General features: G+C 45.8%; 14 protein-coding genes. 1 reads left to right on the forward strand and 13 read right to left on the reverse strand.

The window, feature by feature from the left end; all coding sequences use genetic code 11:
• Positions 1-185: 185 nt before the first annotated feature.
• The 9 genes from hbs to H7F26_RS18385 form a co-directional block, all read right to left on the reverse strand.
• Complete coding sequence (hbs, locus tag H7F26_RS18345; RefSeq protein ID WP_003183006.1) at positions 186-464, reverse strand: non-specific DNA-binding protein Hbs; 279 nt, start codon at positions 462-464, stop codon at positions 186-188.
• A 417-nt stretch (positions 465-881) separates the two neighbouring features.
• Positions 882-2,360, reverse strand: a complete 1,479-nt coding sequence (gene spoIVA / locus H7F26_RS18350; RefSeq protein WP_003183009.1) for a stage IV sporulation protein A — start codon at positions 2,358-2,360, stop codon at positions 882-884.
• Positions 2,361-2,561: 201 nt separating this feature from the next.
• Positions 2,562-3,278 carry a hypothetical protein gene (locus H7F26_RS18355; RefSeq protein WP_003183010.1) on the reverse strand — a complete coding sequence of 239 codons (717 nt, stop codon included), beginning with the start codon at positions 3,276-3,278 and terminating at the stop codon, positions 2,562-2,564.
• 22 nt (positions 3,279-3,300) lie between these two features.
• Positions 3,301-3,504: a DUF2768 domain-containing protein gene (locus tag H7F26_RS18360; RefSeq protein ID WP_003183013.1), complete on the reverse strand. Its 204-nt coding sequence runs from the start codon at positions 3,502-3,504 to the stop codon at positions 3,301-3,303.
• 327 nt (positions 3,505-3,831) lie between these two features.
• Positions 3,832-4,872, reverse strand: a complete 1,041-nt coding sequence (locus H7F26_RS18365) for an NAD(P)H-dependent glycerol-3-phosphate dehydrogenase (protein WP_185855199.1) — start codon at positions 4,870-4,872, stop codon at positions 3,832-3,834.
• Positions 4,873-4,887: 15 nt separating this feature from the next.
• A complete protein-coding gene (der, locus tag H7F26_RS18370) occupies positions 4,888-6,198 on the reverse strand; it encodes a ribosome biogenesis GTPase Der (RefSeq protein WP_003183017.1) in 1,311 nt (436 codons plus the stop codon).
• Between the two features lie 162 nt (positions 6,199-6,360).
• A complete protein-coding gene (locus H7F26_RS18375; protein ID WP_003183019.1) occupies positions 6,361-6,555 on the reverse strand; it encodes a capping complex subunit for YIEGIA in 195 nt (64 codons plus the stop codon).
• A complete protein-coding gene (locus H7F26_RS18380) occupies positions 6,552-7,451 on the reverse strand; it encodes a YIEGIA family protein (protein ID WP_003183021.1) in 900 nt (299 codons plus the stop codon). Before H7F26_RS18380 ends, H7F26_RS18375 begins: the two co-directional genes overlap by 4 nt.
• A complete protein-coding gene (locus H7F26_RS18385) occupies positions 7,448-8,050 on the reverse strand; it encodes a YphA family membrane protein (protein WP_003183023.1) in 603 nt (200 codons plus the stop codon). The genes H7F26_RS18380 and H7F26_RS18385 overlap by 4 nt, the downstream gene beginning before the upstream one ends.
• 72 nt (positions 8,051-8,122) lie before the next feature.
• Between H7F26_RS18385 and H7F26_RS18390 the strand changes: the two genes are divergently transcribed.
• A complete protein-coding gene (locus H7F26_RS18390; RefSeq protein WP_003183025.1) occupies positions 8,123-8,254 on the forward strand; it encodes a YpzI family protein in 132 nt (43 codons plus the stop codon).
• A 29-nt stretch (positions 8,255-8,283) separates the two neighbouring features.
• On the opposite strand, the gene fni is transcribed toward H7F26_RS18390, so the two are convergent.
• The 4 genes from fni to H7F26_RS18410 form a co-directional block, all read right to left on the reverse strand.
• Positions 8,284-9,333: a type 2 isopentenyl-diphosphate Delta-isomerase gene (fni, locus tag H7F26_RS18395; RefSeq protein ID WP_011198074.1), complete on the reverse strand. Its 1,050-nt coding sequence runs from the start codon at positions 9,331-9,333 to the stop codon at positions 8,284-8,286.
• Positions 9,334-9,348: 15 nt separating this feature from the next.
• A complete protein-coding gene (gene rpsA / locus H7F26_RS18400) occupies positions 9,349-10,497 on the reverse strand; it encodes a 30S ribosomal protein S1 (protein ID WP_003183030.1) in 1,149 nt (382 codons plus the stop codon).
• A gap of 217 nt (positions 10,498-10,714) precedes the next feature.
• Entirely contained in the window at positions 10,715-11,395 is a 681-nt protein-coding gene (gene cmk, locus H7F26_RS18405) for a (d)CMP kinase (protein WP_003183032.1), read from the reverse strand.
• Between the two features lie 79 nt (positions 11,396-11,474).
• On the reverse strand, positions 11,475-11,651 hold the full coding sequence (locus H7F26_RS18410) for a YpfB family protein (RefSeq protein ID WP_003183034.1): 177 nt from the start codon (positions 11,649-11,651) through the stop codon (positions 11,475-11,477).
• Between the last annotated feature and the right edge of the window lie 80 nt (positions 11,652-11,731).

An 11,731-nucleotide genomic window follows, 5' to 3' on the forward strand; every position in this document is an offset into this window, starting at 1 on the left:
GCATACATTTAATTCAGATTCTAGCACACTTCAGCTTATAAAAGCAAAATGAAAGGTTTTTTGCCGGCAAAATGTTATCCGTCTAAAAAAGGCCTTTAAATTATGAAAAGCCCCTTTGAAAAGGGGCTTTCCTGTGAAGAAACAACATGGTATGTATTACGCGCGAAAACGGCATATACATACAATTATTTTCCTGCTACAGCGTCTTTAAGCGCTTTACCTGGTTTGAAAGCAGGTACTTTGCTTGCAGGGATTTCGATTTCTTCACCTGTTTGAGGATTGCGTCCTTTACGAGCTGAGCGCTCACGAACCTCAAAGTTACCAAAACCGATCAATTGAATTTTTTCACCGTTTTTAAGTGCATCTAAAATTGTATCAAAAACAGAATCAACTGCTTTAGTAGCGTCTTTTTTAGATAGTTCGCTTGCTTCTGCAACCGCATTGATTAGTTCTGTCTTGTTCATGCCTTTCACCTCCTCCCAAAAGGTATCAATCAATAGATTATCATCATTTCTTCACAGTTCAACCTGTTTCTATACCTGTTTGAACAGAAATTTCAAATAAATATAGAAAAGGCATTTCACGGCTTCCAGCGAAAATTTCACTTTGAGAGGAACGTTTGTCCAGTAAAGTGAAGATTTTCTGTTTGTAGATTAACACATCTGAATAGCCATATCAAGCATTTTAAAGCGATGATCCCTTATTCGTCAAGGTTTAAGCAGAATAAAACGAACAAATATTCCTGTTTTTTCTTTTTTAATCATAATCTTTCCTATATTTCCAGCCGCAAGCCCTTGCCGTCCAACCCCCTTTCACCGCGCCCGTTCAGCCTGTTTTCAGGCATAAAAAAAGACCTCCCGTATGATAAGAGGCCTTCCCTTTTATAAGATGATCGCAATCAAGCCGCCTGAGCCTTCATTGATAATGCGCTCCAGCGTCTCCTTCAGCTTATATCTCGCATTTTCAGGCATGAGTGACAGCTTCGCCTGAATCCCTTCTCTGACGATCGAGCTCAAGCTTCTTCCGAATATGTCGGAATTCCAGATTGACAGCGGATCGTCCTCAAAGTCCTGCATTAAATAGCGGACAAGCTCTTCGCTCTGCTTCTCTGTTCCGATGATCGGCGCAAACTCGCTTTCCACATCGACTTTGATCATATGAATCGACGGCGCCACCGCCTTCAGCCGGACTCCGAATCTTGAACCCTGCCTGATGATTTCCGGTTCATCCAGGCTCATATCGGTTAATGCGGGAGCTGCGATTCCATAGCCGGTTTGTTTCACCATTTTCAATGCATCTGAGACTTGATCATATTCGGTCTTGGCATGGGCAAAATCCTGCATGAGCTGAAGGAGGTGATCTTTTCCTCTGATTTCAACGCCGACGACTTCCCTCAAAATTTCATCGTACAGGTAATCCGGCGCGTATAAATCGATTTCCGCGATCCCCTGGCCCATTTCAATTCCGGCGAGGCTTGCGCGCTCGATGAAATCAAATTCGCTGAAGTGTCCGACGACGCGGTCGACATCTCTCAGTCTTTTAATATCTTTGACGGTTTCTTTAACGGAATCTTGATAGTTTTCCCTGAGCCAATGATTCTCTTTTAATACCATCACCCAGCTTGGAAGATTGACGTTGACTTCGAGCACAGGGAATTCGTAAAGCGCTTCTCTGAGAACGCTCAGAACGTCCGCTTCCCTCATGCTTTCAACGCTCATCGCCAGCACCGGAATGTCGTACTTTTCCATCAATTCTTGCCTGAGCGCTTCTGTTTCCGGATGATACGGCCTTACGGAATTGATGACCATGATAAACGGTTTTCCAACCTCTTTCAACTCGTCGATCACCCGTTCTTCAGCCTCGACATAATCCTGTCTGGCGATTTCTCCAATCGTGCCGTCAGTCGTAATCACAACACCGATTGTGGAGTGCTCTTGGATGACTTTTCTCGTGCCGATTTCGGCAGCTTCGTGAAACGGAATCGGCTCTTCATACCAAGGAGTATTGATCATTCTCGGCCCGTTTTCATCCTCGTATCCCTTTGCCCCGGGTACAGTATAGCCGACGCAGTCGACAAGCCTTATATTCACATCGAGTCCGTCACTGACATGAACTGACATTGCCTGATTCGGAACAAACTTCGGTTCAGTTGTCATAATGGTTTTGCCAGCGGCACTTTGGGGGAGCTCATCTTGTGCGCGCGCCCGGTCTGCTTCATTGTTGATATTCGGGAGCACCACTAGCTCCATAAATTTTTTGATAAACGTAGATTTTCCTGTACGTACAGCTCCTACGACACCTAAGTATATATCGCCTCCTGTTCGTTCAGCGATATCCTTGAAAATATCGACCTTTTCCAAGTGATCCCCTCCCGGACTTCCAATCCTTTTCAATTTTTTACTTCTTCATCAATCAAAAACAGGACACTATAGTGTATGACGTTGTCCTATTTCAATATGACAGCTTAGGGAAATTTTTTCGGCATACATGAAAAAACCTTTCTCCTCATTGTATGCCGAGGAGAAAGGTTCATGACTGATACTTGCATTTTGACCGATATTCTATTCGAGAAAAACAGGTTCCTGTTTGTCATTCACTGTGTACTTTACCGAAAACGCCGGAACGAAAGGCGTCTCTTCCCACATCAAATCTTGGACTTCCTCGCCCGGCTTTACCGTTTTTTTCGACTTCTTCATCAGCTTGGCCAAATCCATCCGGTAATCCACTTTAATGTCGCCTTTTTCATCGACGAGAAGCGGCAGCGAGGTGCCCGAAAGCGGACTCGTGACAGAAGGCGCCTCTTTCAGTCCGAGCTTTTCATGGTCAAGCATGAATAAGTTCTTGGATACGACTTTTTTATACGGCGGATACTTGTGCTGATCTTTATACATTTCGACCCGAAGCTTTAACTCCCTGATCATTTCCGACATTTTTACATCAATGAGCTTGACCGTCGGCTTTTTTTCCACATCGACAAGAACGTACAAGTACTCTCCGCCGTTTTCATAGGATGTGCCCGGCGGCTCAGCCATATACCGGGGGGACAGCCTGTTAAAATCGATAGGGTATTTTTGATAGATTGGCACGCCCATATCCCTTGTCTTAATCGGCAGAAGCCCTCCCGTCGCCTCCCTGAATTCATCAACGGCCGCCTGCACTTCTTTGAGCTGGTGCTGATGCGGTGCGCTGTTTTTCGCCTTTCTTTCTTCAGGGTACAAACAACCGCTTAACATGATTGCGGTCAATAAAATAGCGAGCAGAACGTTTACGATTTTCATATGAATCTTCCTTTTTTATGCATTATTCGTTGACGGGGCCGCTGAAGACGACAAAAAAGACGATCACGCCGGAGATGAGCATACATGTGTAGGCGACAAACGACGTGATAATTTTTAAAAAACGGTTTTTAAATTTATATCTGCTTATGTATATGGCAATCACCGCTAAGAACATCAGGCCCATTGATCCCAAGGCAAACCACATTTTTAACAGACCGACATTCACATTGAAGCCCTCCTTCTACCTTTTCTTGTGATGTAAGCGTTATATTTCATTTTATATAAGAAAAACCAGAAGTTCAACAGCTTTTCCAATATTTCGAAACGGAAAAAGCCGCAAAAAAAAGCCTGAAGCAAAGAGGGGGGCTTTGCTTCAGGCATAATGATTGTGACTATATAACCCAATTTGTAAGATACAGCTCTTCCAGACTTCGATTCTATTTTATGCAAGTCTTCGGACAAATGTATCCTCTCTTGCCTAAGTCTCCAAAATGTTTTGGTTTTTTTAAAACGAACTTAGAGGAGAGTATAAAAGCAGTTGATGATGGGGCGGTCATTTCATTTGATTTTCGAATGTGTTCACAAGATCTTCCATCTCGTGTGTTTTGACTCTTGCCATCAATGATTCGACTGCCGTCTCAACTTTTTCGCCGTCAAACAATACTTTGTGCAGTGCTTCGGTGATCGGCATTTTTACATCAAATTTCTTTGAAAGCTGATAAGCGGCTTTTGTCGTGCGGACCCCCTCGACGACCATCCCCATTTCTTCCAGAACTTCATCCAGCTTGAAGCCTTTACCCAGCATATTACCGGCTCGCCAATTTCGTGAATGGACGCTTGTGCAGGTGACGATCAAGTCCCCGATTCCAGTAAGACCCGAGAATGTCAGCGGATTTCCGCCCATTTTTGTGCCGAGCCGGGCGATTTCTGCCAAGCCCCTTGTAATCAGCGCGGCTTTCGCATTATCTCCGTATCCCAAACCGTCTGTAATGCCCGCGGCAAGCGCAATGACGTTTTTCAGCGCGCCGCCGATCTCTACGCCGATCATATCCGGATTCGTATACACGCGGAAATTCTGGTTCATAAACATATCCTGGATCACCTGGGCCGATTCAATGCTGCTGTCGGCAGATACCGTTACTGTCGTCGGATGCCTTAAACCGACTTCTTCCGCATGGCTCGGTCCGGACAGAACGACGATGTCCTCCCTTAATTCAGCCGGAATTTCTTCTTTCATCATTTCAGAAATTCGAAGCAGTGTGTCAGGCTCAATTCCTTTTGAAACATGTACAAAAATCGCCTTTTGGTTGATGAAGGAAACAGCCTGTGCCAAAACTTCGCGGATCGCTTTTGTCGGAACGGCGACAATGATCGTCTTGACATCAGCCACTGCAGCTTCAAGATCTGTTGTGGCACGCACGTTTTCAGAAAGTTTGACACCCGGCAGATAATCTTTGTTTTCATGATGTTCATTGATTTGCTGAATCAGTTCTTCACGATGGCCCCATATGCACACATCGTACTGGTTGTCCGCCAAAACGAGCGCCAAGGCTGTTCCCCAGCTTCCGGCTCCCAAAATCGATACTTTTGTCATTTTTACTACACCTCTTTATTTTCTTGCTCTTGCGAAAATCCTGATTGGTGTTCCTTCAAATCCGAAGGCGTCGCGTATCCGGTTTTCCAAAAAGCGTTCGTAAGAAAAATGCATCAGCTCAGGGTCATTGACAAATACGACAAATGTCGGCGGCTTCACAGCCACTTGTGTCGCATAATAAATTTTTAACCGGTTTCCATTATGCGTCGGCGTCGGGTTCATAGCCACCGCATCCATAATGATATCATTAAGAATATTGGTCTGCACCCTCATCGAATGGTTTTCGCTCGCCGTCATGACCGCAGGCATCAGCGTATGGATGCGCTTTTTAGTCAAAGCGGACATAAACAAAACAGGCGCGTAGTCCAAAAATTGAAAGTGGTCTCTAACCTTTTCTTCAAATTCTTTCATCGTCCGCTCGTCTTTTTCGACTGCATCCCATTTGTTTACGACGATGACAACAGCTTTTCCTGCTTCATGCGCATAGCCGGCAATCCGCTTGTCCTGCTCAATAATGCCTTCTTCGCCGTCCAAGACGACGCAGACGACTTCTGAACGGTCGATCGCCTTTAAAGCTCGGAGGACGCTGTATTTTTCAGTTGCCTCATACACTTTCCCCTTTTTTCTCATCCCGGCTGTATCCACGATGACAAAGTCTCTTTGATTGTATGTAAACCTCGTGTCAATGGCGTCGCGCGTCGTTCCCGCAATATTGCTGACGATAACGCGCTCTTCTCCAATCATGGCGTTTACAAGGGAGGATTTTCCGACGTTCGGCCGGCCGATGAGGCAAAATTGAACGACTTCATCCTCATACTTCGTCTCGGGTATGTTTTTAAAATGTTCGCTGACCGCGTCAAGCAGATCGCCGAGACCAAGGCCATGCGTCCCTGAAATCGGGAACGGCTCGCCAAAGCCGAGGGCATAAAAATCGTAAATGTTTGCTCTCATTTCAGGATTATCCACTTTATTAACCGCCAGAACGACAGGTTTTTTTGTACGGTATAAAATTTTTGCCACTTCTTCATCAGCGGCTGTGACGCCTTCGCGGCCGTTCGTCATGAAAATAATCACATCTGCTTCTTCCATGGCGATCTCGGCCTGATGGCGAATCTGCGCCAAAAACGGCTCATCGCCGACTTCGATTCCGCCTGTATCAATCAGGTTGAAGTCGTGATTCAGCCACTCGGCAGAGCTGTATATCCGATCCCGCGTCACGCCAGGTGTATCTTCCACAATCGAAATTCTTTCGCCCGCGATCCTGTTAAAGATCGTGGACTTCCCCACATTGGGTCTTCCAACTATGGCTACGACAGGTTTTCCCATAGTACCCTTCCTTTCAATTCAGTAAAGCTTTTCCATCTTTAAATGAATGATCATTTGTTTCTCTTTTCAAAAAATCAGTTTGAAGAAAGAAACCCTTCTTATTCCATACAGAAGGGCTTAACTCATATATTATATCAATTTCTAAAGAGATCACAACTGTAATTAAAAATGTTTCACAATCAAATAAAGGTCATCTCCTATTCCGTGGGCGATTCCGTCGAGAATGGCTTCAAGGTTTTTGGCGTACGTGTTCATTTCCTCGGGGGTGTCGCAGAAAAATGCAGCCGTCCCGCCGATCACTCTGTCTCGCCTCGTTGTGACGACGGCGAGAATGAATTTTTCGATTGATTCGCTCATTTTATCACCTTGCTGTGCTTTTCTTTAATGAATTCCATCGGTACGCGGATGGCGTTTTCCAGCGTCGGAACATCGCCGATGACCCTGATCGCCGTCTCTTTGTCCTTGATGACCGGAAGGACAAAAACCGCGACCCGCCCGTCATTCAAATCCCTTTTCGCAAGCGGCGAAAGAGAGGGTTCTCCAGAATCTCGATACACGCCGAGCACATTTGAAACGTCAAATAAAATCGCTTGTCTTTGCCCGAGATTGGCAATCGTTACTGCGGAATTAAAATTTTTCGGCTTCAAAATAAACCCCATGCCGTGTTCCAAAATCAGCTTCCGCTTTTCGGGAAGCCCGATATTCATAATGTAAATATTGTCGACATAAAGTCCGGCCCCTTCAAAATGAGGCTTTTTATACTCTATATCGGCGATATCCTTAATAAAGCTTCCGGACATTAAGATTCTGCCCGCGATAAAACAGATCAAAGCAGCAGCAAGGCCTGCCCATACCGATGAAAACAGAATGTATGCGAGGGTCGTCAGGAGCGATGTAAAAATGACAATGTAATTCCTGCTTTCAAAGGCGATCGCGATTCCTTCGATATACGTGCTGCCTCTTGAAACGAGTTCATAGCCGTCAAGCTGCGTCAATGTTTCCCGTTCCATGTTCCGGACATCCCTGAATTGGGTTGCAGCCAGCGTTAAAAACGTAATCGCTGTATAATCCGATTTCAAGATTGACGGAATAATGATCGCGCCAATGCTGGCAGCGATCAAAGCCAGCGCAATATGTATCGTTTTCCCATGAAGATAAGTGGGGTACTGGCGGTAGTCGGTTCGGAGCATATATACTCTGACAACAATACCTGCGACAATTCCCAAGATGATCGGATAAGTATATTGGCTCATGACATTTTTGCTGCTCCTTTATTCAATCGCTTCAATTTATGATAGACTTGATGCATCAGCTGTTCATACTGGGATATTCCGTAAACGAGAACGATCCCCGCAGCGCACATTGACAGCCATGAATAACCGCCCGCTGCAATGTCTCCATAGAGCTTTCTGATGACGAATGTATACAAGAGCTCCCCCTGGCACATCCCGAGCACAAACACCCCGAGACGGACGGCGAAGCTTCTTTCAAAAGCTGCTGTCATGATGACAAACAAGATGATGATCAGCCATTCAGGCTTTAGGATAAACCAAACAGGGTCATATAATGCAAACAGAAACAAAAAACCGTAGGCGGACACCATCGAGAGATGAAGCAGCAGCCGCTTGACACTTTTATGAAGCCTCAAAAAACCGCACAGCATGAAGGCTCCGATATAAAACGACAAATAGGCGGCATTAAAATACATAAAGAGCCTGACCTGATACATACTTAAAATGATGTTGAGCAAAATAAATGCTGACGCATAAAAGCGAAACCTGTTTTTCTCGAGGATAAAAGTCGTCAGCACCCATAAAAACCACATTGACCAATAATAATAGAATTCTTCCATATGTTTTCGTCCTCCATTTTCAGTATGGAGCGACTTAAGATTTTTTAAACGTGCGATAAGGAGGGAACAGCGTTGGGAAAAGACAGACAGGAAAAGAAGCTGAAACAGCAGAAGCGAACCGAATCGGACCGTGACCAGTCGATCAGCTACAATGGCGCCGCCTCTCTCGAAAGTGCGGAGGACGCGCGCAAGCGAAACCCGTAAAAAAACCGGCTCAAGAGAAGCCGGTTTTTTTAACGCATGCTGTAAACAAAGGGGTCAACACCCCTCGCTTTCAGCCAATGATATGTATCGCCCTTGATGACGAGCGGCGCTTTTTTCAACTGTTCAATCGTCCTGCAACCCAAGACGGTCATAATTCTTTTGAAATCTTCTATCAGGCTCTCGATTTCGGCGGCTAACGCCTCTTCTCCCGAAGCTGTCAGCACCTTGAGAAAATAGCCTGCCATCCCAGCCGCAGACGCGCCCAGCGCTATCGATTTGGCCAAATCAAGGGCATCTTGTATGCCGCCGGATGCGATAATCGGCCGATCGCCGGATATCGAACTGACTTCGGCCAGGCTGGCTGCTGTCGATATGCCCCATTGATCGAAAAACTCAACTGCTTTATCCCTGCGCAAATTTTCGATTTTCGAAAAATTCGTTCCCCCGAAACCGCCGACATCGATCGCCTGAACGCCGACGTTAAAAAGCCGGGCCGCGGTATCCCTGCTCATCCCAAAGCCAACCTCTTTTACGGCGACTGGTACGCTGACACTCCGGCAGATGTCTTCAATCCGGCGCAGGCGTCCTGTAAAATTGCGGTCGCCTTCAGGCATGACGATTTCCTGAATCACATTGAGGTGAATTTGAAGCATATCGGCTTCAATCATGTCGACCGCCCGCTTGGCCTGTTCCACTGTCGCTTCGCTCCCCAAATTGGCGAATACAAGCCCCTTCATATTTTCTTTTCTGACGATCTCGTATGAAGGTCGCTCATCGGGATCTTTCAAAGCGGACATTTGCGAGCCGACAGCGACCGGTATGCCTGTTTGTGCAGCCGCCCTCGCCAAAGCCCTGTTGATCTCAAACGTCGCCTTCCCGCCTCCGCCTGTCATCGCATTGATAAAAATAGGCGAACTTAAAAACAGTTCGCCTATTTTGGTTGAAGTATCAACTTGTGACAATTCCGTTTCCGGAAGGCTGACGTGAACAAATGTGATATCATCAAGCCCGGTCTGACGTTTCTGTCCGGTGGACAGGGCATGATCAATGTGTTCTTTTTTTCTTTTTGCTCGCGTCACCATCATCACCAAATTTTACTTTAATTTATTCAGTTTGTCTCCGATCATTTCACCGAGCTGGAACCCTGAAGACTCTTCCTTCGCCTGGTACTGACGGTAATCTTCCTGCTCTGCTTTATCGGTGTTTTCTTCAAGCTCTTTCATGCTTAAAGAAATGCGCTCTTCCTCTTCATTGACATCAAGCACTTTCACTTTTACGTCCTGGCCTTCCTCAAGCACTTCATGAGGCGTTCCGATGTGTTTGTTGGAGATTTGCGAAATGTGGACGAGGCCTTCAACTCCAGGAAGCACTTCGACAAATGCACCGAAGCTCACCAAGCGCTGAACTTTTCCGTCCAATACGTCTCCAGGCTTCACCTTTTCACCGATGTTGGACCAAGGTCCAGGAAGCGTTTCTTTGATCGATAGCGAAATTCGTTCATTGTCGCGGTCGACGGACAGCACTTTGACTTTGACATCCTGGCCTTCTTCGACGACGTCCGACGGTTTTTCAACGTGTGAATGCGAGAGCTGGGAGATGTGAACAAGACCGTCAATGCCGCCGATGTCAACGAAAGCACCGAAGTCTGTCAGGCGCTGTACTTTTCCTTCAAGCACCTGTCCGGCTTCCAGCGTTTGAAGAAATTCTTGTTTTCTTTCTGACTGCTCTTTTTCTACAACCGCACGGTGTGATAAAATCACGCGGTTTTTATCTCTGTCAAGTTCAACGACGATTAAAGTAAGCGTCTTTCCTTTATAATCTGTAAAATCTTCGACAAAATGCGCCTCTACAAGCGATGCGGGAATGAATCCGCGCACGCCGATATCGACGACCAGACCGCCTTTAACGACGTCTTTTACTTCGGCTTCAAACACTTCTTTTGACTCAAACTTTTTCTCTAGGTCTTCCCAAGCGCGGTCTGCATCAACAGCACGTTTTGATAAAATCAATGCATCGTCTTCCACTTTTGTCACTTTTAATTCAAGCTCATCGTCAACATTGACGACATCTGATGCTTTTTCAACATGAAGACTTGATAATTCACTGATTGGGATAATTCCGGTTTGCTTGCAGTTGGGGATGTCAACATCGACATGCTTGTCCTCAACTTTCGTTACAATACCTTTCACCACATCTCCAACCTCTGGTACTTGAACATCAATTTGATTCATTTCCTCTGTCATTTCAATAACCTCCTTGGTCCAAACCTACACAGCTTTTGTAAAAACGGTTATTCCGGACGAAATGATATCCGCTCCGGACAGCCGATATGTATTAAAGAACCATTCAAAAATGGATATTTGAATGTTCTAAAACATGATTTATTATTACTAACTTCTAATAAAAGCCTGTGTTTGTCAAGTCAAAACATGCAGACAATAAGTAATTTGCCCGGATTTTTTATTTTTGAGCCTTTTTGTCTACAATCTGCAGAATTTTTTCGGCCACTTCATCGATCGTCAATGAAGTCGTGTCGATTTCAAGCGCATCGTCCGCTTTTTTCAACGGGGAAATCTCGCGCTCTGAATCGAGTTTGTCACGGCGCCTGATTTCTTCTGCAAGCGTTTCATAATTTACATTGTACCCTTTTTTGACGTTTTCTTCAAAGCGGCGTTTTGCCCGCTCCTCGACGGACGCCAAGAGAAATATTTTCACTTCCGCATTCGGGAGAACGTGGGTTCCGATGTCGCGGCCGTCCATGACGACTCCGCCTTTTTCAGCCAGCTGCTGCTGCCTTTTCGTCATTTCTTCGCGGATCCCGGCGTATTTGGCGACGATGGAGACTTGGTTGCTCACGCTATCCGTGCGGATCGCCTCTGTTACATCTTCGCCTGCGATATAAACCTTCTGCTCTCCTTCAGGCGAAACCGTGAGATCGATGGCAGATTCTTTTAACAAGGCCGTCAGCGCCGCTTCGTCGTTTAAATCAACGCCCTTTTCCAGCGCTAGATACGTAATCGCCCTGTACATGGCACCCGTATCAATATAAATATACGACTTTTTTCTGGCCACGATTTTCGCCACGGTGCTTTTTCCGGCTGCCGCAGGGCCGTCTATTGCAATGCATAATTTCTTTTCCATAATTCCTCTCCTTGCTATCTGGTACTCCTTATAGGATTGTATCATGTATTAGGCGAAAAAGGGGAGATTTTAGCGTGAATTACGGCTTAAATGTCTCGATCCATTCGCCGATTTTCATGTTGTTCACGCCTTCATACTGCACGACCTTTGACAGATAAGGCTCAGCCTTGGAGAAATGAAAAAGAAGCTGCACGCTGATTAAAATGACCGTCTGTACGACGAGTATCTTAAATAATAACCGTTCGATTGTTTTCATATTATTCCTCCGCTGCCCGGAAAATTTATGGCCCCGGGCATTTTCAATTTACCGGCGGACGTTCCGCCCATATGTTCAGT

The organism is Bacillus sp. PAMC28748, from assembly GCF_014250415.1.
In the GTDB taxonomy this organism is placed as follows: Bacteria; Bacillota; Bacilli; order Bacillales; family Bacillaceae; genus Bacillus; species Bacillus licheniformis.

Excerpts from the sequence above, each read along its gene's own strand:
- H7F26_RS18380 (WP_003183021.1), bottom strand. The coding sequence starts at position 7,451 with ATGAGCCAATATACTTATCCGATCATCTTGGGAATTGTCGCAGGTATT.
- H7F26_RS18385 (WP_003183023.1), bottom strand. The coding sequence starts at position 8,050 with ATGGAAGAATTCTATTATTATTGGTCAATGTGGTTTTTATGGGTGCTG.
- H7F26_RS18410 (WP_003183034.1), bottom strand. The coding sequence starts at position 11,651 with ATGAAAACAATCGAACGGTTATTATTTAAGATACTCGTCGTACAGACG.
- H7F26_RS18375 (WP_003183019.1), bottom strand. The coding sequence starts at position 6,555 with ATGAGCGAATCAATCGAAAAATTCATTCTCGCCGTCGTCACAACGAGG.
- hbs (WP_003183006.1), bottom strand. The coding sequence starts at position 464 with ATGAACAAGACAGAACTAATCAATGCGGTTGCAGAAGCAAGCGAACTA.
- H7F26_RS18365 (WP_185855199.1), bottom strand. The coding sequence starts at position 4,872 with ATGACAAAAGTATCGATTTTGGGAGCCGGAAGCTGGGGAACAGCCTTG.
- cmk (WP_003183032.1), bottom strand. The coding sequence starts at position 11,395 with ATGGAAAAGAAATTATGCATTGCAATAGACGGCCCTGCGGCAGCCGGA.
- rpsA (WP_003183030.1), bottom strand. The coding sequence starts at position 10,497 with ATGACAGAGGAAATGAATCAAATTGATGTTCAAGTACCAGAGGTTGGA.
- H7F26_RS18355 (WP_003183010.1), bottom strand. The coding sequence starts at position 3,278 with ATGAAAATCGTAAACGTTCTGCTCGCTATTTTATTGACCGCAATCATG.
- der (WP_003183017.1), bottom strand. The coding sequence starts at position 6,198 with ATGGGAAAACCTGTCGTAGCCATAGTTGGAAGACCCAATGTGGGGAAG.